The following is a 21,603-nucleotide window of genomic DNA, read 5'->3' on the forward strand; positions in this document are numbered from 1 at the left end:
TTCACTTTCGCCGTCGGACGGCTCGATGACCGTCGGTGGTTCTCGCGTTAGTCGGTCGCGTCTGGGAAGTCGTTGGCGACCTTCCCGGCGCGCAGGCTGCCGTCGAGGTAGGCAGCCCGGCAGGCGCGCCTGCCGATCTTGCCGCTGGAGGTCCGGGGGATGGCACCGGCCGGGGTGAGGAGCACGTCGCGGACCGTCACACCGTGCCGCACGGCGATCGCCGCGCGGATGTCGTCGATGACGGGCCCGGGATCGAGCTTGTGGGCACCCGGTGCCCGCTCCCCCACGATCACCAGCTGCTCGCTGGAGTCGTCCGGGTCGCGCTTGAGACCCGCGTGCGCGTTGTCGAAGACGTGGTCTGGCAATTGGTTGGCCGGCACCGAGAACGCCGCGACGTAACCCGTTCGCAGGGCCTTCGTGGCCTCCTGCGCCGAGTACTCGAGGTCCTGCGGGTAGTGGTTGCGGCCGTCGATGATGACCAGGTCCTTGACGCGGCCGGTGATGAACAGCTCGCCGTCGTGGAAGGCGCCGTAGTCACCGGTGCGCACCCACGTCGCGTCGTCCGCCGCACCCTGTGCGTGCGAGGGGGTGGTACGCGACTTCAGGATGTTGTGGAACGTCTCGACCGTCTCCTGGGGCTTGCCCCAGTAGCCCTGGCCCATGTTCTGGCCGCTGATCCAGACCTCGCCGATCTGGCCGTCGGGCAGTTCCGTCGCGGTCTCCGCGTCGACGATGACGGCCCACTCGGCGATGCCGACCTTGCCCGCACCGGCCTGTGCGACGGCCGTGGGCGAGTCGTCGGGGACCTCGACGAACGTGCCGGTGTTGAGCGCCTCGCGATCCACCGACACGATCTTCGGGTGGTCGCCCATCGGCGTCGTCGACACGAACAGCGTCGCCTCGGCGAGACCGTAGGACGGCTTGATGGCCTGGGGCTTGAAGCCGTACGGGGCGAACGCGTCATTGAACCTGCGCACGGTGGCGGCCGAGATCGGCTCGCTGCCGTTGAGGATGCACTTGACCTTGGACAGGTCCAGCGGCGGCTCGTCGTCCTTGGGCAGTCCACGCGCGGCGGCGTGGTCGAAGGCGAAGTTGGGCGCCACCGAGATGACGCCGCCGGTGTCGTCGGGGCGGGCCGACATCTCACGCAGCCAGCGGCTGGGCCTGCGGACGAACGCGGCAGGGGTCATGAACGTGAAGTAGTGCCCGATCATCGGCGCCAGCAGCGTGGTGATCAGACCCATGTCGTGGAAGAACGGCAGCCAGCAGCAGCCGCGGTCGCCCTCTTCGCCGTCGAGTGCCTCGATGATCTGCACGACGTTGGTGGCGAGGTTCAGGTGCGTGATCTGCACACCGGTCGGGATGCGCGTCGAACCCGAGGTGTACTGCAGGTAGGCAACAGTGTCGAACTCGACGTCGGTCTGCACCCATGTGGCGCCGACCTCGTCCGGGATGGCGTCGACGGCGATGACGCGGGGACGCTCCTTGGCGGGGCGGCTGCGGAAGAACTTGCGGACGCCCTCGGCTGCCTCGGTGGTCGTGAGGATCGCTGACGGTTGGCAGTCGTCGAGCACGGCGTGCAGACGGCCGACGTGGCCCGGTTCGGACGGATCGAACAGCGGCACCGCGATGCGGCCCGAGTACAGCGCGCCGAAGAAGGCGACGATGTAGTTCAGGTTCTGCGGGCACAGGATCGCCACCCGGTCACCGGGCTGGGTCACCTGCTGCAGGCGCGCACCCACGGCGCGGTTGCGCGTGCCGAAGTCGGCCCAGTTGAGTTCGCGGGCGACGCCGTCACGCTCGGTCGAGAAGTCGAGGAAGCGGTAGGCGAGCTTGTCGCCACGCACCTTCGCCCACTTCTCGACGTGCTTGACCAAGCTGCCGTTGTCCGGGAACTTGATCAGCCCGTCCTTGAGGAACGGATTGTGGAATCCCATCAAACTCTCCTGTCAGACCGCATGGTCGCGAAGTGCCATGTCTCGCGGCGGCTCGTCCGGGGCGGCCATCGACCGAATCGTCGAAACACAGCCAGGCCCGCAGATGCCAAACCTTGGAAATCCTACCGGGCATTGCCGGCCGGTTCCCCGATCGACGGATCGACACGGGCGCAGTTCGGCGAACCGCTTGGTTCTTACGTTTCTCTTAATGTTAGGTGACCTGCGGGACGCTGGCCAAATCCCCCGACCGATGGTGCCCGATCGTGACTCAACCGTGCTTGGGCCGCGGAGCGTTCTCGATCAGGTTCCGAGCCCAGTTCTGCGTCCACTGCGTGGACGTCTGGCCGTCGAGCTGCCAGAAGTCAGGCGTGTTGTAGAGCGCGTGCACCGGGCGGCCCGCGGCGCCGATCAGCGTCTCCAGCGTCTTGGGCAGGTTGAAGACCGAGAACGCCTCGGACGGGGCGGCGCAGATTAGGTCCCCCTTGGCGCAGATCTCGTTCGTACGGTCATTCAGCGCACCGAAGCCACCCGGCCGCGGCCCGGTCATCTCCAGCCCGAGGCCGTCCAGGATCGGCACCTCGTGCAGCGTGATCTCCGCTCCGTGCCCCGGCGGGTTGGGGCCCACTTCCTTGCCGACCCCCTCCTGGCGCCTGCCGTCGGCGATCAGCGTCACGCCAAGCACCAGGTCCTGGTCGATCGGTCCGCGACCATTGCCGATGTCACTGGCGATGTCACCGGCGATGATCGCGCCCTGGGAGAACCCGACCAGCACGAAGCTGGTCAGCGGGCAGGCCTCGTTGACCCGCTTGATCTCGTCGACGGTGGCGCGCATGCCCTCGGCGCGGCTGTCGTCGTAGCTCATCTGTCCGTCACGCGAGAACGGGTTGTGGAACTGCGCGGTGTACGGCGTCGTCCACACCGCGAGCCTGCCGTCGTCGAACGCACTTCGGACCGGGTTGCTCACGTTCAGCAGCAGCGCGATCGGGAACTGCACCGGATTCAGCGGATCCATCTGCGGCGACGACTCCCACGTCCCGGGTACCGAGATCATCTGCACGTCGGGGCAGCTGGCGTCCTGGAACTCCGGACGCGGCTTGGACGGGCTGGACGGTGCGCCGGTGGGTGGGACCCCCGTCGGCGGCACAGCGGTGGGCGGGGTGTCTGGCGCGCGCAGCCACACGACGACGGCGGCGATGACGACCGCGACGAGCACGGCGACGGCGCCTGCTGCCGCCAGGGCGAGGATGCGGTGGCGGTTACGACGGGGGGCGGCCATGGGCTGGTGGATTCTCCTGCTAGCAGAGGCGTTCGGTGGCGATGCGAATGTAGTCGGCGGTCACGGTGTCGACTTGCCCGGCAGGCGGGGCCTCGTCACCCGGCAGCGAATCGTGCACGTCGTCGCGCACCATCGGCAGGACGAAGTCCCACACCGCCTGATCGCTTTGCTCGGCGGCATGGGCCTGGCAGACGTAGGAACCGATGCTGAGCGCCACCAGCTCGTTGGAGGTGTGCACGCCCGCATCGTCGAGCGCGTCCAGATAACCGCGCTGCTCCGGCGTGACGTGCAGCGCCGTCGCGGAACCGTCGGCGCGTGGCGGCCGGGGTGGCAGCCCCTGCACCTCCACGTCGGGGCCCGCAGTCTCCGTGGACGGCAACCCGATCGTCGCGATGACGTCGCCGCTGGTCATCCCACACGCGCCCGTCGAGACGGCGGCGAAGGCGACCATCAGCGACATCGGGAGCGCAGCACGCGACCGTGGACGACGCCGAGAACGGCATCGTCGCTTAGCCGGACCCGTGATCGGGCCTACCGAGGGAGGCACGGATTCCAAGGTACCGGCTACCCGACCGGCCCCCGCCGAGCCGTTTGCCGGCGCCGGTACTACCGGATGGTGGCGACCAGTTCGCCCGACATCGCGGCGAGCTGCGGTGCCCAGGTGCCCCAGTCGTGCTGACCGTCGGGCGGGAAGTCGAAGTGGGCGTTGTGACCACCGTTGGTGCGGTAGCTCTGGTAGAAGAACCGGTTGCTGCCCTGGGCCAGGCTGCAGTGGCCGATCATCGCGGCCGGGTCACTGCACTCCTGCGTCGCCGGGCTGAAGATCCACAGCCGAGTGTTGTTGTTGGCCAACAGTTGTGAGTGCACGTTCGGCGAGTGCCACTTCCACCGGCCGAGCTGCGGCAGGCCCCACATGTTGCGGATGTCGACGCCGCCGAAGCGGGCCAGCCCGTCGGTGATCGCGCCGTCGTAGCCGGTGCGCTCCGGCGAGAGGAAGCCCGACAGGGAACCCGCGTACCGGTACCGGTCGGGGTGGAACGTCGCCAGCGCCACCGCGCCGTAACCGCCCTGGGCGGCACCCACCACACCGTGGCCGTTGGGTGCGAGACCCTTGTTGGCTGCCAGCCAGTTCGGCAGCTCGTCGGCCAGGAAGGTCTCCCACTGCCTGCTGCCGTCCTGCTCCCAGTTGGTGTACATGCTCCAGGCGCCGCCTGCCGGCGCGACCACGGAGATGCCCTTGCCCGCCAGGGTGTTCATCGCGTTGCCCGCGGTGACCCAGTTGCTGACGTCGGGCGCGGCGTTGAACGCGTCGAGCAGGACCACCGCGTGCGGACCGCCGCCCTGGAACGCCACGGGAATGTCGCGGCCCATCGCGCCCGAGGGCACCATCAGCATCTCGACGCCCTCGGCCCTGGCGACCTGCGGGCCGGCCATCCAGAGGCCCGCCGTCAGAGTCATGGCGCACATCGCGCGGAACAGGACAGAAACGACCCTCATGCCAACCTCGTCTTCGTTCGTCTGCTGTGCTTTGCCACACCCCGCTGACCCGGGTTGTAGTGAATCACATCACGGCAGGGGCTGGCGCCGGATCACGGTCCCGTTGCCGGTAGGCCGGTGTACGGCGGCGCCTTCAGCGGCGGCACCGGCAGCCCGCAGCGTGCCAGCTCGTACAGCGGCACGCGGTCGATCCGGTAGGAGTTGAACTCGAAGGAGTTCGCGATGTTCGACAGGAATCGGCGAGGCCCCATCGGGGCGCGCACCGACGTCAGCATCGCCTCGGTCTCCGGGCACTTCAGCGCCGCCTCGGCTTGGATGATCCAGTCCTCGTCGAGGTAGGACGGGATGAAGGGGCGCTCCTTGAGGAACGGCCCCTCGGCCACCACCCAGTCGGGGTAGAGGTTCTTGTCGTGCCCGATCCGGCCGTCCTCGATGCGCGCGGTGTGCGCGGCCAGTGGGTTGGCCAGCCCGATCTGGTCGATGACGCGGACGTCGAGGCCGACGTTCATCCCGACCATGCCCAGGTTGGTGAAGTACACCCACTGCGGGCCGCGGTAGTCCCGCAGCGGCGGCTCCCCCGGCGGCGGGGGCGGCGGCGGAATGGCAGGCACCACGTCCCACTGGTCGTAGTTGCCCGACGGCAGCCACAGCGCCCCGTCGGGAGTGTTCTCGATCGCCTTCAGCACGGCCCTCATGCGCGGGTAGTCGAGATAGTCGGACGCGGTCAGCGGGTGCGCGTGGCCGGTGGCCTGGGCGTAGAAACGACGTTCGTCGACGATCCCGGTTGCCGTGACGCGGGTGGCGTCTGAGCCCATGCCCGACGAGTTGGCCGCCCACAGCGACCATCCGACGACGGCCAGCCACATCGCGGTGGTGGACCCGGCGAGCAGGTAGCCACCCACCCGGGTGAACCGGGTGCCGTCGGGCAGCACCACCGGGACCACCGCGATCGGGATGAGGAGGCAGAACAGCGGGGTGAGGAGCACCCTGCCGTGCATGAAGTCACCGCCCTGGCGCACCCAGTAGACGGCCTGCAGCACGCCGCTGACGAGCATGAAGACGACGACCGCGGGCGGGCTCTGCACCGTGCGGGCGAGCCGGCTCACGCCCTGGGGCGGCTGGTGGGTGGTCCACCACGGCATCGTCCTCGTCGCGAACATCACCAGCCCGACCGCAGCGAGCAACATGAGCGGAATGAACAGCAGATAGGGCTGATTGAAGTTGCCGAGGTAGGTCAGGCCCTGACCCCACTTGGCGCCCGTCGCGTCCTTCGCGATCGCGGTGTTCGGGACCAGCAGCCCGTAGTAGCCCATCCGGAACACCTGGTAGCCGACCGGAACCAGGCCGCCGGCGCCGACGATCAGCATGCGGCGTCGCCAGTTGGGTGCGGCCACCAGCATCATCACCAGCGCCACGCCGCCGATCAGCGCCAGCTCCGGACGCACCAGCACGCTGAGCCCGGCGACGAACGCCAGTGCCAGCTCGAACGGCCTCCCGATGGTGCTGACGTGGGGCCGACCCCGCTCGGGCTGTGACCGCCAGCCCTGCGACCAGCACACCATCATCCACCACAGCAGCCCGAGATAGGCCAGCACCAAACCGTTCTCGAGGCCGGACGTGGCGAAGTCGCGCGCGGGCGGGATGGCGATGTACACCAGCACCCCGGCCGGCAGGAGCAGTGCGCGCCGACCGCGCAGCCCCGGCGCGTAGAGCCGCCCGGTGCCGAGCATCGCGAACACGACGCCGAGCACGCTCAGCGTCAGCGCGAGCGCGAGCGCGACGTACTCCAGCTGCACCGAGCCGCCGACCCACGCGAACAGCGTGACCAGGTAGCTCCACACCGTCGAGGTGTTGGCCTCGACCCGCTCGCCTGCGTTGAACACCGGGCCGTTGCCCGCCAACAGGTTCCGCACGGTGCGCAGGACGATCAGGCCGTCGTCGGCGATCCACCGGCGCTGCCACCCGCCCCAGGCGAACAACGCGGCCACGACGATCACGCCGAGCCACAGGCTGAACCGCACACCGGGGCCGTAGGGAAAGGCCGCTCCCCGCGTCAGTCTGTCCGCGACGCCGGCTAGGCGCCCGTCAACTGAAGATGACTGCCGCACCGATGGTTCCGATCCAAGCCACGGCGAGCAACTGCAAGACGCGGTCGCCGAACGCGATCTCCTCCGGCTCGCCTGCCAGGCCGCCGTCGACGTCGACCGCGTAGCGCAGGATCGCGATGGTGAACGGGATCATCGAGACCGCGAACCATGACCCGCCAGCGGGTCCGTCGCGGTAGAAGGCCCACAGCCCGTAGCAGACGACCACCGCGGTGGCCGACAGCGTCCACACGAAGCGCAGGTACGTGCTGGTGTAGCGCTCCAACGACTTTCGGATCCTGGCGCCGGTGCGCTCGGCCAGCTGCAACTCGGCGTACCGCTTGCCCGCCGCCATGAACAGCGAGCCGAACGCCATCATCAACAGGAACCACTGCGACAGCGGGATGCCCGCCGCGACGCCACCGGCGATGGCGCGGATCAAGAACCCCGACGACACGATGCAGATGTCGAGGACGGCCTGGTGCTTGAGACCGAAGCAGTACGCCAGCTGGATCGCGATGTAGATCGCCATCACGATCGCCAGGTTCGGCGTGGACAGGAACGACACGCCCAAGGAGGCCAGCGCCAGCACCACGGCCAGCGAGTAGGCCATGGTCACCGGCACGACGCCCGCGGCGATGGGCCGGAAGCGCTTGGTGGGGTGCTGGCGGTCGGCCTCGACGTCGCGGGCATCGTTGATCAGGTAGATCGACGACGCCGCGAGGCAGAACGCGACGAACGCGATGCCGACGTTGCGCAGCACCTCGGGGTAGTCGAGATCGGCCTCGACGCCGAGCGCGGCCAACGGCGCAGCCAGCACCAGCAGGTTCTTCACCCACTGCCGCGGGCGTACCGCCTTGACCAGTCCGCTGGCGAGGCTCTTGGGCGGGCCTGCGACTTCTTGGGCTTCCTCGCTCACGCAGTCGTCTCCTTCGACGCCATGGCTTCCTCGACGCGGTCCGCGACGACGCCGACGGTCTTGGCGACCGCGGCACCGACCACGACCCCGGTCAGCACGTCGGTCGGATAGTGCACGCCGAGCACCAGGCGCGACAAGGCCATCGGCGGCACCACCAGCAGCGGGATCCGCGACCCCGTGGCGCGGGCCAGCAGCAGTGCGGCCGCGGCGGTGGAGGTGGCGTGCGCGGACGGGAAGCTCAGCTTGCTGGGCGTGCCGACGTTGACCGCGATGTCCGGATGGTGCGGACGCTTGCGCCGAACGATCCGCTTGATGACGACGGCGGCCGCGTGCGCGGCGAACGCTCCTGCTCCTGCGGTCAACCACTCCCGGCGGCGGCGCGGCACGACCAGGGCGCCGAGCAGCGCGACCCCGACCCAGCCTGCGCTGTGCTCACCGAAGTGCGACAGCGCCCGCGCGCCGGGCAGAACGCCCGCTCGCCCGGCGATGCCGTGCTGCACGGCGACCAGCACCGCGTCCTCGCCGCGCGGCGCCTGGTAGGTGTCGAGATTCATCGGGCAGGTCTGCTCTTCGCGCAAGCGCTCATCGGGAGGAAACTTCGGCGGTCGGCAGCAGGACGGTCTCCCACTTTTGCTTGCTGGTGAGCACCGGCATGGCCTCGCGGTACACGCGGCGCATGCGCTTGAACTTGCGGGCCAGCGTCAGGTGCTGGCGCAGCGACGTGCGCAGCAGGTCGAACATCTGCGCCCGGTCGCGCTGGCGGTACACGACGCCGCGCCCGTCGGCCGTGGTGACCGTGACGCCGTCGACCCGGCACAGCAGGAACCAGCGCGCGTCCTGGGTGGCCACGTTGAGCTGCGGCCGCTGATGGTGGGCCGGATCCTCCCTGCGCAGCTGGTGAAGCACGCCGCGCGCGAGGCGAATGCCAATGGCGGGCAACGACACCGGCGGCTTGTGCACCTTGCGCCGGCCCGACGGGGTGGGCAGCGAGGTGGCACCCGGCAGCACGACGGCATCGGGGAACTCGGCGCGCATCGCGCGCACCTCCGGCAGCGCGCTCTCCAGGATCGAGAAGATGTGCTCGGGCCCGGCGAGGAAGTCGGCGATGGCCTTGTTCTGGATGGCCACGGTCGAGTACTCGAGGCACAGGAGGTGCTTGACGGTCGCCTTCAGCGAACTGCGGAGCAGGCCCTTGGTGTCGCCGTCCCAGTGCATCGCCGAGACGACCAGTCGGTTGCGCAGGTGGAAGTACGCCTGCCAGTCGATCGCGTCGTCCTTGTCGCTCCAGGCCATGTGCCAGATGGCCGTGCCCGGCATGGTCACCGTGCCGTAGCCGTGCTCGGCGGCGCGCAGACCGTACTCGCAGTCGTCCCACTTGATGAACAGCGGAAGCGGCTGCCCGAGTTCCTCGGCAACGGCGCGTGGAATCATGCACATCCACCAGCCGTTGAACTCGGCATCGATGCGGCGGTGCAGGATCGTGCTCCGCGGATTGTCGTCCGCCAGTGGGTACTTGGCGAAGTCGTGGTCGTACTCGGTGTACGGGGCGTTGGTCCACATGAAGTCGGAGCGGTCGACGACCTCGCCCATCACGTGCAGGTGCGAAGGCTCCTGCAGGTTCAGCATCTGACCGCCGATCAGCGTCGGCGTCTTGGCGAACCTGTTGAGCGCCAACGCCCGCAGGATCGAGTCCGGCTCGATGCGGATGTCGTCGTCCATGAACAGGATCTGTTCGCAGTCGGTGTTCTTCAGCGCCTCGTACATGACCCGGCTGTAGCCGCCGGAACCGCCGAGGTTGGGCTGGTCGTGGATCGACAGCCGGTTGCCCAGAGGTGCTGCGGCAGCGGCGAAGTCGGCGTGGTCGCGTGCCTTCTTGTTGCCCTGATCGGAGACGATGACCGCACCGACGACCTCGTCGACCAGCGGGTCGGACGTGAGTGCGGCGAGCGCGTTGACGCAGTCGGAAGGGCGGTTGAAGGTGGGGATGCCGACCGCGATGTTGGCCCGGCCCGGCGCCGGCGTCGGGGCGTACCAGCCCGCGCTGTGCACCGTCACCTTGGAGTCGGTCGTGATGTCGAACCAGATCCAGCCACCGTCCTCGAACGGGTCGAGGCCGATCTCGAACTCCGCCACCGCGGTGGTCGACGCGTCCTTGCTCGACACCTCGTCGCCGCTGACGGTGATCCGAGCACCCGTGGCCTTGGACCGATAGACGTCGACCCGTGCGCTGCCGGTGATCTCCACGCGCAGCACCACCGAGTCGAGTACCGACCAGCGCCGCCAGTAGCTCGCGGGGAACGCGTTGAAGTAGGTGGCGAACGACACCTCGCTCTCGGCGCCGATCTCCAGGGTGGTCCTGCTCGGTGCGTGCGCGCGTCGGGAGTTGGTGGTGGACTCCTCGATGTAGAGCTTGCGCACGTCGAGCGGCTCGCCCGGGCGCGGCAGGATCACGCGCGACAGCAGGCTGACCGCTCTGGTCTGGCCGGCGTCGAGCGCTCCGGACGGAATGTCACTCATGCTCGGTCGCTTTCGTCTCGCGTCAGGGGCGCACCGTCTCGCAGGTGCGGCGCCAGGGTGTTGTCGTACGTATTCAGGGCACTGGCGATCGCCATGTGCATGTCCAGGTACTGATAAGTGCCGAGCCGTCCACCGAACAGCACCTTGGCCGAGGCGGTCTCGGCCTTGGCGCGGGCCCGGTAGTCCGCGAGGGTCTGCCGGTCGGCCTCGGTGTTGATCGGATAGTAGGGCTCGTCGTCGTTCTCGGCGAAGCGCGAGAACTCACGCATGATGACGGTCTTGTCCGTCGGGTAGGCCCGTTCCGGGTGGAAGTGCCGGAACTCGTGGATGCGGGTGTAAGGCACCTCGGCGTCGTTGTAGTTCATGACGGGCGTGCCCTGGAAGTCGCCGGTGTCGAGCACCTCGAGTTCGAAGTCGAGCGTGCGCCAGCCGAGCCTGCCGTCGGCGTAGTCGAAGTAGCGGTCGAGCGGTCCGGTGTAGACGACCGGCGCGTCGGGGCTCTGTGCCCGCAAGTCGTCGCGCACGTCGAACCAGTCGGTGTCCAGCCGGACCTCGATGCGGTCGTCGGCGGCCATGTTCTCCAGCCACGCGGTGTAACCGTGGACCGGCAGACCCTCGTAGGTGTCGTTGAAGTAGCGGTTGTCGAATGTGTAGCGGACCGGCAGCCGGGCGATGTTGGCGGCCGGCAGTTCCTTGGGATCGGTCTGCCACTGCTTGGCCGTGTAGTCCTTGACGAAGGCCTCGTAGAGGGGACGGCCGATCAGGGAGATCGCCTTCTCCTCGAGGTTCTGTGCGTCCTCGGTCTTGATCTCGGCGGCCTGCTCGGCGATCAGCGCCCTGGCCTCCTCGGGCGTGAAGTACCTGCCGAAGAACTGCGACACCAGACCGAGGCCCATCGGGAACTGGTAGGCCTGCCCGGCGTGCATCGCGAAGACGCGGTGCTGGTAGCCGGTGAAGTCGGTGAACTGCCGCACGTAGTCCCACACCCGCTGGTTGGACGTGTGAAAGAGGTGGGCGCCGTAGCGGTGCACCTCTATACCCGTGGTGGGTTCGGGTTCGGAGTAGGCGTTGCCGCCGATGTGGGGCCGCTTCTCGACGACGAGGACGCGCTTGTTCAGTTGCGTCGCCACGCGCTCGGCGATCGTCAGGCCGAAGAATCCGGAGCCGACGATGAAGAGGTCGAACGGGCCAGACGCGACCGGGGTATCAGGCGCTCCGGAGGGCTGGAGCGAAGCGACCGGGGTATTAGGCAAGGTCATCGGCAGCAAGGGTATCCGACGAGGCCGTCGCGACCCGCATTCGGCTGCGTGCCGGGTGAGCCGTGCGACGGTGCTGCTCGGCACGCTGGGAGACCTCACGGCAGGTCGCGATTAGCTCACGATTGCGCATCGTCACTCCAGTCTCACCTGTCACGTACGTACCATCGACCTCGTCGGTATTGGCGTATTCGAACCCGAGTTCAGCCGCCGCCGGCAGACCGAAGACCTAACACACGTACTTGATGTAGCGGCATTACATCGAATGGAGACTTCAGTGCCAAACCGACGTCGACGCAAGCTATCGACGGCCATGAGCGCAGTCGCCGCCCTGGCCGTCACGGGTCCTGTTGCAGTGGCCGCCATGTCCGATGTGGCCACCCAGGACGCCCAGCCCCAACAGCGTGAGTTCGTCCAGGCCGCGCTGGTCACCGACCTACCCAACGAGCTGATGTCCGCGCTGTCGCAGGGCCTCTCGCAGTTCGGCGTCAACCTGCCGCCGCTGCCCACGGGCCTGCTGACCGGATCGGGCGCCGCACCGTCGGCGCTGACGGCACCCGGACTCGGAACACCGGGTCTGACCTCTCCGGGCCTGACCGCTCCGGGACTCACGACACCGGGGCTCACCGCACCGGGGCTGACACCGCCGAGCGGCCTGACCACCCCTGGATTGACCGCTCCCGGACTGACGCCTGCGACCGCCACCACTCCGGGCCTGACGGCGCCGGGCCTGACCGTGCCGGGGGCGACGGCGACCACGCCGTCGCTGACCGACGCCGGCCTGACCAGCCCCTCGCTGACCACACCGGGGCTCACGACGCCGGGCCTGACCACGCCGGGGCTGACCACGCCAGGGCTCAGCACTCCCGGTCTGACGACTCCAGGCCTCACCACGCCCGGACTGAGCACGCCGGGGCTGACCCCGGCGTCGAGCAGCACGGGACTGGGCCTGCCGGGTGAGATCCCGATCGCCGATCCGATCGGGCTCGATCCCCTGGGCGGCACCTACCCGATCCTCGGCGACCCGTCGCTCGGCCTGCCCGCAGCGGCCCCGGCCAGCGGAGGGTTGCTCGGCGACCTGTCGAGTGCCGCGGAGACGCTCGGCGCCGGCCAGGCCATCGACCTGCTCAAGGGCATGGTGATGCCCGCGATCATGTCAGCCGTCCAGAAGGCAGGCCCGGCGGCAATGGCCGCAGCGCCCGCCGCCGCGGCGGCCGCACCCACCCCCTAGTCCCTGCACGAAACGGCACCGCAGAAGCACTCGATGCTCTGCGGTGCCGTTGCGTGGCGACGGCCCGCGATTTGCCCGACGTGTTTAGTGTGTCGAAACACTGGTAACACCCGACTCATACGTAACATCGGGCCGTGCCGAGTCTCGGGTCTGTGCCGTCGCTGCTGTTTTCAGCGGTGCTAGCCACGATCATCGTGTTGCCGTGGGCCGTCGACGGCTCACTCGACGGATCACCCGATCAGCCGCGGACCCAGGCCGTCGATCCACTCCTGCTAGTGGAGAAGCCCCTCGTCGGCGTCGGCGGCGGCGAGACCGTCCGCGACGTCCACCAGGAAACCCCCTTCTCCATGGTCGCGCTGACCGCGACCGACCTCGCCGGAACCTCCGCCCGGGTCCGGGCGCAGAAGGCCGACGGCTCCTGGGGCCCCTGGTACGAGGCCGACCCCCTCGAGGGCGAGGGTGACGGATCGTCGAACACGCACGGCACCGAACCCGTATTCGTCGGAGAGACCACGCACGTACAGATCGCCGTCACCCGTCCGGTCGGGGCCAGCCCAACCGGCACCCGCACCGAGGGCCGAGGCAAGGCCGGGCTGGGCTACGTCCCCGCCAACGTCGAGGCGCCGACGGTACCCAACTTCAACGCCATCCTGATCAGCCCGCCGGAAGCCCCCGTCGACGTGCAATTGCCCGCCGCCGCAGCCGCGCCCGGCCAGGCCCCCGCCATCATCGACCGCGGACTGTGGGGCGCCGACGAAAGCCTCAAGTGCGGAAGCACGCGGTACGACAACGGGGTTCGCGCCGGGGTCGTGCACCACACGGCCGGTAGCAACGACTACCGCCCGGAGGATTCGGCGGGCATCGTCAGGTCGATCTACGAGTACCACACACGCACGCTCGGCTGGTGCGACATGGCCTACAACGCACTGGTCGACAAGTACGGCCAGGTGTTCGAGGGCCGCGCCGGAGGAATCGACCGGCCGGTGCAGGGCGCACACACGGGCGGGTTCAACGAAAACACCTGGGGCGTCGCGATGATGGGCGACTTCGGGACCGTCCCGCCGACCCCCATCCAGCTACGCACGACGGGCCGGCTGCTCGGCTGGCGGCTCGGTCTCGATCACGTCGACCCCAAGGGCACAGTCGTACTGGCGTCCGAGGGCGGCAACTTCACGAACTTCCCCCGAGGCGCCGCACCGACGCTGCCCACGATCTTCAGCCATCGCGACGTCGGCAACACCGAGTGCCCAGGCAACGCCGCCTACGCCGAGATGGACCTATTGCGCGACACCGCCGCGCGGTTCAGCGCTCCCCCGGGACCCCGAACGCTCGCCGACACGCTGCGCGGCGGCGCGATCTTCGCCAAGTGGTCCTCGATCGGCGGCGACGCCAGCGCGCTCGGATCACCGCAGTCACCCGAGGCGTCCGGCGCGGGCAGCTCGCGGTACGTCAACTTCGCCAACGGCGCCATGTACTGGTCGCCCGACAGCGGTGCGGAGCCGGTGACCGGAGCGATCTACGAGGCCTGGGCCGGACTCGGATTCGAGCGCGGGGCGCTAGGATTGCCGACCAGCGGCGAGATCCAGGAACCCCTGTGGATCGTGCAGAACTTCCAGCACGGCACGCTGAACTTCGACCGGGAGAAGGGCACCGTCACGCGCGTGATCGACGGCGTGCCGATCGAACTGCCCAAACCGGAGCACCCAGGCACGCCCGTGCAGCTCGAGCGGTTCACGCCGATCGGGCTCTCCCGCTAAAGCCACCACCGCTCGAGCACGCGCGCCAGGCCGTCGTCGGTGTTCGGCGCCGTCACCTCGTCGGCGGCCTCGATAGCCTCCGGGTGCGCATTGCCCATTGCCACACCGAGCCCGGCCCACCGCAGCATCGGCACGTCGTTGGGCATGTCCCCGAAGGTCACGACGTCCTGGGCGGTGATGCCGAGTGGCTCGGCCACCTCGGCAATACCCGTCGCCTTGCTGATGCCGATCGGCACCACCTCGATCAGACCGTTGTTGGTCGAATACGTGAGATCGCCCAGCAGCCCGACGTGCGGGGCGAGCGCGGCCAGCATGTCCGAGCTGCGACCACCCGCCTTGCGGATCAACAACTTCACCGCAGGCGCGCTCAACAGGTCCACGAGCGACACCTCGGTGTTGTCCGGGTTGAGCCACGCATGCTCGTAGCCGGGCGAGCTGACGAACTGCGGGGTCGCGGCGTCGTGCGCGCTGCGCCCCACCCGCTCGACCGCGAGCCCGGCCCCCGGGATGACCCGGGCGGCGATCTCCGCCAGCTCACCGAGTTGGTCGGCGGTCAGCGTGCGGGCCGACACGATGCGGTCGGTTGCGGCGTCGTACACCACTGCGCCGTTGGCGCACACGGCCATCGGCGCAATCCCGAGCGCGTCGACCACCGGCGAGATCCAGCGCGGCGGCCGCCCGGTCGCGAGGATGAACGCGATGCCGGAGTCGACGGCCGCGTGCACCGCGGCACGGGTTCGGGGGGTGACGTTCTCGTCCGCGTCGAGCAGGGTGCCGTCGACGTCGGTCGCGATCATGGCGGGCAGCATTCAGCCGTTCTCCGTCTGCCTGCGTGCGCGCTCGGCCCGTTCGGCCTCCTCGCGCACTCTGGCCTCGTGGGGCGTGGGTGCGGTGCCGCCGAGCCTGTGCGGCACCCAGTAAGCGCCCGCGGGATGCGGGTACTCCTCCTGCACGCGGTGCAGGATGTCAGTCATCTCGGCGCGCAGATCGACCATCACACGATCGACGGGCTCCGCCACGACCATCGGCCTCTCGACTGCGACAGTGATTGGAATTCTGTTGCGGCCCAGGTGCTTCGGGTGGTCCTTGGTCCAGATCCGCTGCGCCCCCCACACGATGAGCGGGACGATCGGAACCCGAGCATCGATGGCCATCCGCGCGGCGCCGGTCTTGAACTCCTTCAGTTCGAAGCTCCGGCTGATGGTGGCCTCGGGGTACATGCCGATGATCTCTCCGGCACGGAGCTGGTCGACGGCCGCGGAGTAGGCGCTGCCGCCCGCGGCGCGGTCGACGGGAATCGCTCCGGAATGCCTGATCAGGTAGTCGACCGGTTTGATCTTCTGCATCTCGGACTTGATCATGAACCGCATGCGTCGACCGCGGTGCATCGCGGCGAGCGCCGCGGGCAGGAAGTCGACGTAGCTGGTGTGGTTGATCGCGATCACGGCGCCACCGGTGGCGGGGATGTTGTCCAGCCCCTGATAGTCGATCCGAGTGCCGGTGGCCCGCACGACGGTTCGGGCCGCGATCTCCAGACTGCGGAAGACCGGTTCCATCAGACCTGTCCCGGCTCCTCCGGCCGCTGCGCCCGGCGGGCCGCCTTCTCTGCGGCCTCGTCGGCGTCGAGCTGGTTCGCCTCGGCGAGCGTCGGCGCCGCCCCACCCAGACGGTGCGGCACCCAGAATTCGTTCGCCGGGTGCGGGCCGTACGCGTCCTGCGTGCGCTCGAGCAGATGCTGCATGCGGGTGTGCAGCAGCGCCGTCAGCTCCGCGGCGGGAAGCGTCGGCTGAATCGGTTCGCCGACGGTCACGAAGATGGGCACCTTCGGTCGCCACATCTTGCGCGGGTGCCCCTTGGTCCAGATGCGCTGTGCGCCCCACACGATGTGCGGGACGATCGGCACGTCGGCGGCGATCGCCATCCGCGCGGCCCCGGACTTGAAGTCCTTGATCTCGAAACTGCGGCTGATCGTGGCCTCGGGATAGACGCCGACGTAGTCGCCCGCCTTGAGCCGCTGACATGCCTCCGCGAACGACTCGGCGCCACTGTCGCGATCCACCGGGATGTGTCGCAGGCTCCGCATGATCGGACCGGACACCTTGCTGTCGAACACCTCGCGCTTGGCCATGAAGCGCACCTTGCGGCCGTGGCCCTGCAGGTACGCCGGCAATCCGGCGAAGGTGAAGTCGAAGTAGCTGGTGTGGTTGATCGCGATCACCGCACCACCGGTGGGCGGCAGGTTCTCGACTCCGGTGACCGTGAACTTCAGCCCCTGCACCTTCCACACCAGGCGAGCGGCCTGGATGACGGTGCCGTATACGGGTTCCACGTCAGTCAGCCTAGTGCGTGGCCTCGACCCGAGATCCTGCGGAGCGTGACCTTCCCCACCGGACCCGTGACCGTGCCCGACGTGGTCGGGGTCGCCCGTGGGACTCCGCCGATGACGGCGAGCCCGCGTCGGCGGGCTAGACTTGACCCGAGCGCAACACCGTGGGGAAGGCGATAAGTGCAGGTCACGAGTGTCGGACACGCCGGCTTCCGAATCGACACCCAGGCTGGGAGCATCCTGTGCGACCCGTGGGTGAACCCGGCGTACTTCGCATCGTGGTTCCCGTTCCCCGACAACAGCGAGCTGGACTGGGACCGCCTCGGCGACGTGGACTACCTCTACGTCAGCCACCTGCACAAGGACCACTTCGACCCGGCGAACCTGGCGGCGCACGTCAATAAGGACGCCGTGGTGCTGCTGCCCGACTATCCGGTGCCGGACCTGCGCCGCGAACTGGAGAAGCTGGGGTTTCACCGCTTCTTCGAGACCACCGACTCCGTGAAGCACCGCGTGTCCGGGCCCAAGGGCGACCTCGACGTGATGATCGTCGCGCTGCGCGCACCCGCCGATGGACCGATCGGCGACTCGGGCCTCGTGGTGTCCGACGGCGAGACCGTCGCGTTCAACATGAACGACGCGCGTCCGGTCGATCTGGACATGGTGGCCGAGGAGTTCGGTCACGTCGACGTCCACATGCTGCAGTACTCGGGCGCCATCTGGTACCCGATGGTCTACGACATGCCCGCCCGCGCCAAGGAAGCGTTCGGCACGCAGAAGCGGCAGCGCCAGATGGACCGTAGCCGCCAGTACATCGCCCAGGTGGGTGCGACGTGGGTGGTGCCGTCCGCCGGGCCACCGTGCTTCCTGGACTCGGCCCTGCGCGACCTCAACGACGATCACGGCGATCCGGCGAACATCTTCCCGGACCAGATCGTGTTCCTCGAGCAGCTGCGGAACAACGGTCACGACGGCGGGCTGCTCATGATCCCGGGCACCACCGCGACGTTCACCGGCAGCCGCCTCGACTCGCTGGTGCATCCGGTGCCCGACGACGAGGCCGAAGCCACCTTCACCACCGGCAAGGCCGACTACATCGAGGCGTACGCGCAACGGATGGCCCCGGTACTCGCCGCGGAGAAGGCGGCCTGGGCGCCCGCCGAGGGCGACCCGCTGCTGGAGCCGCTGCGGGCGAAGTTCGAGCCGATCATGCTGCAGACCGATCAGATCTGCGACGGCATCGGATACCCGGTGGAGCTGCGGCTACGTTCCGGAGACCGTGAAGAGATCGTAGTGCTCGACTTCCCGAAACGGGTAGTGCGCGAGTCGATTCCGGACGAGAAGTTCCGCTACGGCTTCGAGATCGCACCCGAACTGGTGCGCACCGTGCTGCGCGACGACGAACCGGACTGGGTCAACACCATCTTCCTGTCCACGCGATTCAAGGCGTGGCGGGTCGGCGGTTACAACGAGTACCTGTACACGTTCTTCAAGTGCCTGACCGACGAGCGCATCGCCTACGCCGACGGCTGGTTCGCCGAAGCGCACGACGACACGGCCTCGATCACGATGGACGGCTGGGAGATGCAGCGGCGCTGCCCGCACCTGAAGGCGGACCTGTCGAAGTTCGGTGTCGTCGAGGGCAATACGTTGACGTGCAACCTGCACGGGTGGCAGTGGAACCTCACCAACGGCCGGTGCCTCACGTCGAAGGGCCACGAGTTGCGAAGCCGTCGGACATGACCGCCCAGCAGTACGACGACGGGCTGATCCAGCTCGACCGGCACGCGATCACGTTGCGCCGCTACCACTTCCCGTCGGGGACGTCGAAGGTCATCCCGCTGTCGTCGGTGCGCGGGTACCGGTCCGAATCGCTGGGCCTGCTGAACCGCTTCCGGCTGTGGGGCAGTTCGGACCTGAGGCGCTGGCTGCCGTTGGACGTCGGACGTCCGCTGAAGCCGACGCTGGTCACGCTGGACGTGCCGGGCACCAAGCTGGCACCCGCGTTCACGCCCGAACGGGCCGAGGAGTTCCTGGCCGTGCTCGGCGAGCTGCTGCCCGACTAGCTCCGGCCCGGATATGCCGGCAGGAGCCCTGGAACCGATTCGATGGCCTGCGCGACGCGGAACGCCATTGCTTCGTCGTTCGGGTGACCGACCACCTGTACGCCGGTCGGTACCCCTTCGTCGGACATTCCGCTTGGCACCGACAGCACCGGGCAGGCATTGGCGACGTTGAACGGCACCGTCATGTGGGATTCCCAGTAGTGGGTGAGATGTCGCTCAGGCGTGTCGATTCCATCGAGGTAGTCGCCGTCGGCGGACAGCGACGTCACCGCCGACGTCGGACACAGCAGCACGTCAGCCCCGTCCATGGCCGCCGCGAGGTCGCCACGCATCCGGGCGTCCATCGCCAGCGAGTCGACGAGTGAATACCGCTGCGCGGCAGCACCAGCGTCGGCGATGATCCGTCGCAAGTAGGCGGACACACGGTCCTCGGTGCCCGCGATCTCCCGCGCCACGGCCGGACCCAGGATGTGACCGAAGTGCGCGAAGCTGGTCTCGCGGATCAACCCGGTCGTCCACGGCAGGTCGACTTCGACGACCTCTGCGCCCGCTGCCGCCAATGCCTCCGCGACCGCGCGGGTGTTCGCCACGATCTCGGGCGCAACGGGGTAGTCACCGAGTCGGACGGAGAGCGCGATTCGCAGGCCTGCGACACCTCCGTCGAAGTCGATGGGCTGACCATTGGGTCCCCACGAGTCGTGATCGACAGGGTGGCGTCCCGACATCACCGCGGCCAGCAAGGCCACGTCGGCAACGGTGCGTCCCATCGGACCGTCGCCGCGGTACCAGTCCGCCGCCAGTGGCGGCAGCCCGGGCACCCGGCCGAATGGCGCCTTGTAGCCGACCACGCCGGTGAATCCGGCGGGGATCCGGGTGGATCCGGCGATGTCGGACGCGGTTGCCAGCGTGGTGAAGCCTGCCGCCAGCGCGGCACCGGCGCCGCCCGAGGAACCACCGGGCGACGTCTGCGGGTTCCACGGGTTGCGGGTCACTCCCCACATCGGCGAGTGAGTAACCGTGGCGCAACTGAATTCGGGGCTAGTGGTGCGGCCGTGGATGATCCCGCCGGCAGCGCGGATCCGCTGCACCACCGGGTGATCGCGGTCGGCCAGCCGTCCGCGCTTGGCCTCCAACCCGTATTCGAGGCGGTGGCCGGCGATGCCGTGCTTCTCCTTGGTCGCGACCGTCAATCCGAGCAGGGCGGGCGGTGTCTCGCCGTCGGTCGCGCAGCGTGCGTATTCGTTCTCGGCGTGGCGCGCAGCCGACCTCGCGGTGTCGAACATGGTCTCGGTGAACGCGTTGATGCCCGTGGTCGTGTCACCGTTGCGGGCGTCGATCTCCGAGATCTGCGCCTCGAGCACGTCCAACGGCGAGCATTCGAGTCTGCGGAATGCGGCCAGTGCCTCGACGGCGCTCAGATATGCCAGCCCGGTTGCGGTCGTCGACGTCATCAGGCGGCCGTCTCGGCGAGGGCGCCGTGCACCATCTCCCAGGCCACCTTGGCCAGTGCCGCCAGACCCTTCGCCATGTCTTCGTCAGTGCTGAACTCCCGCTCGCAGTGACTCACCCCGTCGATCGACGGAATGAACATCATGACCGTCGGAACGATCCGGTTCATCGGGACCGAATCGTGCCCCGCCATGGTGCGGATGGGTCGCACGCTCAGTCCCAGGTCGGCGGCCAGTTTCTCGGTCAGTTCCACGCCGGCTCTTGGGAAGCGTTGAATGTCGCGGACGTCGAAGTCACGGACGTTGATCGTGATGTCGTGCGCTTCGGCAACGGCAGCGATGTCGTCGAGCAGGCTGTCCCGTGCGGCTGCCACGACATCCGGTGAGGCCGAACGTAGGTCGGCAACCAGGTGCACGCGACGGGCCACCACGATCGGGGAGTTCGGCTCCACGGTGAATCGACCGACCGAGGACACGATCGCGTCCCCATCGGCGCCGTCCTCGGCGACGAACTTCGTCGTCACGTCGTGCACCAGCAACACCACCTTGCTGGCGGCGACCAATGCATCGTGACGGTCGGCCATCGCCGTGGCACCGGTGTGCGACTGCTCTCCGACCACTTCGATGTCGAGTTTCTGGGTGTACCAGGAATAGTCGACTGCACCCAGATCGGTGCCCTCGCGCTCCAGGATGCGCCCCTGCTCGATGTGGATCTCCGCGTATCCGGCGACCGCAGGGCGTTGGTCGTCGCCGCGGTAGCCGATCGCATCCAGGGCCTCGGCCACCGAGACCCCCGTCAGATCGCGCACCTGCAGCATCTCCTGCTCGTCCATCAAGCCGGCGAAGACCGACGACCCCATGATCGACGGCGGGAACCGGCCGCCTTCCTCGTTGAACCAGTTGACGACCCCGAGATTGAACATCGGTTGGGCACTCCCACCGCTGATTCGGGTGGCCACTTCCTCGGCGGCATGCAACGCGGCGATCACGCCGTAGGCGCCGTCGAAGCGCCCGCCGAGCGGCTGCGAATCCAGGTGCGATCCGATCAGTACGTAGGGGGCGCCTGGTACGAACTCGATCAGTGCGAACATGTTGCCGATACCGTCCACCCGCAGTTCCCATCCACGGTGGGCCGCGAACGCAGCGAACCAGTCTCGGCTCAGCTTGTCCTCGGGGGTGGCAGCTTGGCGATCCACGCCGTCGTTGGCGGTGGCGCCGAACGTGGCCACGTGGTGGAAGTCGGCGAGGAACCGGGAAGCGTCCAAGTCAGCGATGCGCATGGTGGAATT

The 21,603-nt window shown here is 68.5% G+C and carries 18 protein-coding genes; 4 read left to right on the forward strand and 14 right to left on the reverse strand.

Going from position 1 to position 21,603, the window contains the following annotated elements; genetic code table 11:
• Positions 1-47: 47 nt before the first annotated feature.
• The 9 genes from fadD32 to glf all read right to left on the reverse strand — a co-directional run bounded on the left by fadD32 (position 48) and on the right by glf (position 11,489).
• Positions 48-1,937, reverse strand: a complete 1,890-nt coding sequence (gene fadD32, locus LOK44_RS20575; protein ID WP_237571946.1) for a long-chain-fatty-acid--AMP ligase FadD32 — start codon at positions 1,935-1,937, stop codon at positions 48-50.
• 268 nt (positions 1,938-2,205) lie between these two features.
• Complete coding sequence (gene culp6, locus LOK44_RS20580; protein ID WP_237571947.1) at positions 2,206-3,213, reverse strand: carboxylesterase Culp6; 1,008 nt, start codon at positions 3,211-3,213, stop codon at positions 2,206-2,208.
• Positions 3,214-3,232: 19 nt separating this feature from the next.
• Positions 3,233-3,673 carry a DUF732 domain-containing protein gene (locus LOK44_RS20585; protein ID WP_237571948.1) on the reverse strand — a complete coding sequence of 147 codons (441 nt, stop codon included), beginning with the start codon at positions 3,671-3,673 and terminating at the stop codon, positions 3,233-3,235.
• Between the two features lie 146 nt (positions 3,674-3,819).
• Positions 3,820-4,680: an alpha/beta hydrolase-fold protein gene (locus tag LOK44_RS20590; RefSeq protein WP_372481287.1), complete on the reverse strand. Its 861-nt coding sequence runs from the start codon at positions 4,678-4,680 to the stop codon at positions 3,820-3,822.
• Positions 4,681-4,802: 122 nt separating this feature from the next.
• Positions 4,803-6,818, reverse strand: a complete 2,016-nt coding sequence (gene aftB, locus LOK44_RS20595; protein ID WP_308192774.1) for a terminal beta-(1->2)-arabinofuranosyltransferase — start codon at positions 6,816-6,818, stop codon at positions 4,803-4,805.
• Entirely contained in the window at positions 6,796-7,713 is a 918-nt protein-coding gene (locus LOK44_RS20600; RefSeq protein ID WP_163920819.1) for a decaprenyl-phosphate phosphoribosyltransferase, read from the reverse strand. Before LOK44_RS20600 ends, aftB begins: the two co-directional genes overlap by 23 nt.
• A complete protein-coding gene (locus tag LOK44_RS20605) occupies positions 7,710-8,267 on the reverse strand; it encodes a phosphatase PAP2 family protein (RefSeq protein ID WP_237571949.1) in 558 nt (185 codons plus the stop codon). Before LOK44_RS20605 ends, LOK44_RS20600 begins: the two co-directional genes overlap by 4 nt.
• Before the next feature lie 28 nt (positions 8,268-8,295).
• Entirely contained in the window at positions 8,296-10,230 is a 1,935-nt protein-coding gene (locus LOK44_RS20610) for a glycosyltransferase (protein ID WP_237571950.1), read from the reverse strand.
• Entirely contained in the window at positions 10,227-11,489 is a 1,263-nt protein-coding gene (glf, locus tag LOK44_RS20615; protein WP_237571951.1) for a UDP-galactopyranose mutase, read from the reverse strand. Before glf ends, LOK44_RS20610 begins: the two co-directional genes overlap by 4 nt.
• A 274-nt stretch (positions 11,490-11,763) precedes the next feature.
• Between glf and LOK44_RS20620 the strand changes: the two genes are divergently transcribed.
• Entirely contained in the window at positions 11,764-12,717 is a 954-nt protein-coding gene (locus tag LOK44_RS20620; RefSeq protein ID WP_237571952.1) for a hypothetical protein, read from the forward strand.
• A gap of 134 nt (positions 12,718-12,851) precedes the next feature.
• Positions 12,852-14,474 (forward strand): N-acetylmuramoyl-L-alanine amidase, encoded by a 1,623-nt coding sequence (locus LOK44_RS20625; RefSeq protein WP_237571953.1) that lies wholly within the window; start codon positions 12,852-12,854, stop codon positions 14,472-14,474.
• On the opposite strand, the gene LOK44_RS20630 is transcribed toward LOK44_RS20625, so the two are convergent.
• Genes LOK44_RS20630 through LOK44_RS20640 form a run of 3 tightly spaced genes read right to left on the reverse strand, consistent with a single transcriptional unit; the run spans position 14,471 to position 16,803 of the window.
• Complete coding sequence (locus LOK44_RS20630; protein WP_237571954.1) at positions 14,471-15,283, reverse strand: HAD family hydrolase; 813 nt, start codon at positions 15,281-15,283, stop codon at positions 14,471-14,473. The two genes, LOK44_RS20625 and LOK44_RS20630, sit on opposite strands and share 4 nt — an antisense overlap.
• Positions 15,284-16,030 carry a lysophospholipid acyltransferase family protein gene (locus tag LOK44_RS20635; protein ID WP_237571955.1) on the reverse strand — a complete coding sequence of 249 codons (747 nt, stop codon included), beginning with the start codon at positions 16,028-16,030 and terminating at the stop codon, positions 15,284-15,286.
• The gene (locus LOK44_RS20640) at positions 16,030-16,803 is read right to left on the reverse strand and encodes a lysophospholipid acyltransferase family protein (RefSeq protein ID WP_237571956.1); all 774 of its coding nucleotides are present in this window, start codon (positions 16,801-16,803) and stop codon (positions 16,030-16,032) included. Before LOK44_RS20640 ends, LOK44_RS20635 begins: the two co-directional genes overlap by 1 nt.
• A gap of 177 nt (positions 16,804-16,980) precedes the next feature.
• Between LOK44_RS20640 and LOK44_RS20645 the strand changes: the two genes are divergently transcribed.
• Positions 16,981-18,543 carry a Rieske 2Fe-2S domain-containing protein gene (locus LOK44_RS20645; protein ID WP_237571957.1) on the forward strand — a complete coding sequence of 521 codons (1,563 nt, stop codon included), beginning with the start codon at positions 16,981-16,983 and terminating at the stop codon, positions 18,541-18,543.
• On the forward strand, positions 18,540-18,866 hold the full coding sequence (locus LOK44_RS20650) for a hypothetical protein (protein WP_237571958.1): 327 nt from the start codon (positions 18,540-18,542) through the stop codon (positions 18,864-18,866). The genes LOK44_RS20645 and LOK44_RS20650 overlap by 4 nt, the downstream gene beginning before the upstream one ends.
• On the opposite strand, the gene LOK44_RS20655 is transcribed toward LOK44_RS20650, so the two are convergent.
• Together LOK44_RS20655 and LOK44_RS20660 are read right to left on the reverse strand one after the other, a co-directional pair.
• Positions 18,863-20,317, reverse strand: coding sequence for an amidase (locus LOK44_RS20655; RefSeq protein WP_237571959.1), 1,455 nt, complete (start codon positions 20,315-20,317; stop codon positions 18,863-18,865). The two genes, LOK44_RS20650 and LOK44_RS20655, sit on opposite strands and share 4 nt — an antisense overlap.
• On the reverse strand, positions 20,317-21,594 hold the full coding sequence (locus LOK44_RS20660) for a M20 family metallo-hydrolase (RefSeq protein ID WP_237571960.1): 1,278 nt from the start codon (positions 21,592-21,594) through the stop codon (positions 20,317-20,319). The genes LOK44_RS20655 and LOK44_RS20660 overlap by 1 nt, the downstream gene beginning before the upstream one ends.
• Between the last annotated feature and the right edge of the window lie 9 nt (positions 21,595-21,603).

Origin of the sequence: Mycolicibacterium lacusdiani (genome assembly GCF_021916785.1) — a bacterium.
Classification (GTDB): domain Bacteria; phylum Actinomycetota; class Actinomycetes; order Mycobacteriales; family Mycobacteriaceae; genus Mycobacterium; species Mycobacterium lacusdiani.

What these genes read in the sequence shown, in the direction of transcription:
- LOK44_RS20610 (WP_237571950.1), bottom strand. Translation starts at nt 10,230, where the DNA reads ATGAGTGACATTCCGTCCGGAGCGCTCGACGCCGGCCAGACCAGAGCG.
- LOK44_RS20630 (WP_237571954.1), bottom strand. Translation starts at nt 15,283, where the DNA reads ATGCTGCCCGCCATGATCGCGACCGACGTCGACGGCACCCTGCTCGAC.
- glf (WP_237571951.1), bottom strand. Translation starts at nt 11,489, where the DNA reads ATGACCTTGCCTAATACCCCGGTCGCTTCGCTCCAGCCCTCCGGAGCG.
- LOK44_RS20585 (WP_237571948.1), bottom strand. Translation starts at nt 3,673, where the DNA reads ATGTCGCTGATGGTCGCCTTCGCCGCCGTCTCGACGGGCGCGTGTGGG.
- LOK44_RS20655 (WP_237571959.1), bottom strand. Translation starts at nt 20,317, where the DNA reads ATGACGTCGACGACCGCAACCGGGCTGGCATATCTGAGCGCCGTCGAG.
- LOK44_RS20590 (WP_372481287.1), bottom strand. Translation starts at nt 4,680, where the DNA reads ATGTGCGCCATGACTCTGACGGCGGGCCTCTGGATGGCCGGCCCGCAG.
- LOK44_RS20650 (WP_237571958.1), top strand. Translation starts at nt 18,540, where the DNA reads ATGACCGCCCAGCAGTACGACGACGGGCTGATCCAGCTCGACCGGCAC.
- LOK44_RS20635 (WP_237571955.1), bottom strand. Translation starts at nt 16,030, where the DNA reads ATGGAACCGGTCTTCCGCAGTCTGGAGATCGCGGCCCGAACCGTCGTG.
- LOK44_RS20660 (WP_237571960.1), bottom strand. Translation starts at nt 21,594, where the DNA reads ATGCGCATCGCTGACTTGGACGCTTCCCGGTTCCTCGCCGACTTCCAC.
- culp6 (WP_237571947.1), bottom strand. Translation starts at nt 3,213, where the DNA reads ATGGCCGCCCCCCGTCGTAACCGCCACCGCATCCTCGCCCTGGCGGCA.
- fadD32 (WP_237571946.1), bottom strand. Translation starts at nt 1,937, where the DNA reads ATGGGATTCCACAATCCGTTCCTCAAGGACGGGCTGATCAAGTTCCCG.
- LOK44_RS20605 (WP_237571949.1), bottom strand. Translation starts at nt 8,267, where the DNA reads ATGAATCTCGACACCTACCAGGCGCCGCGCGGCGAGGACGCGGTGCTG.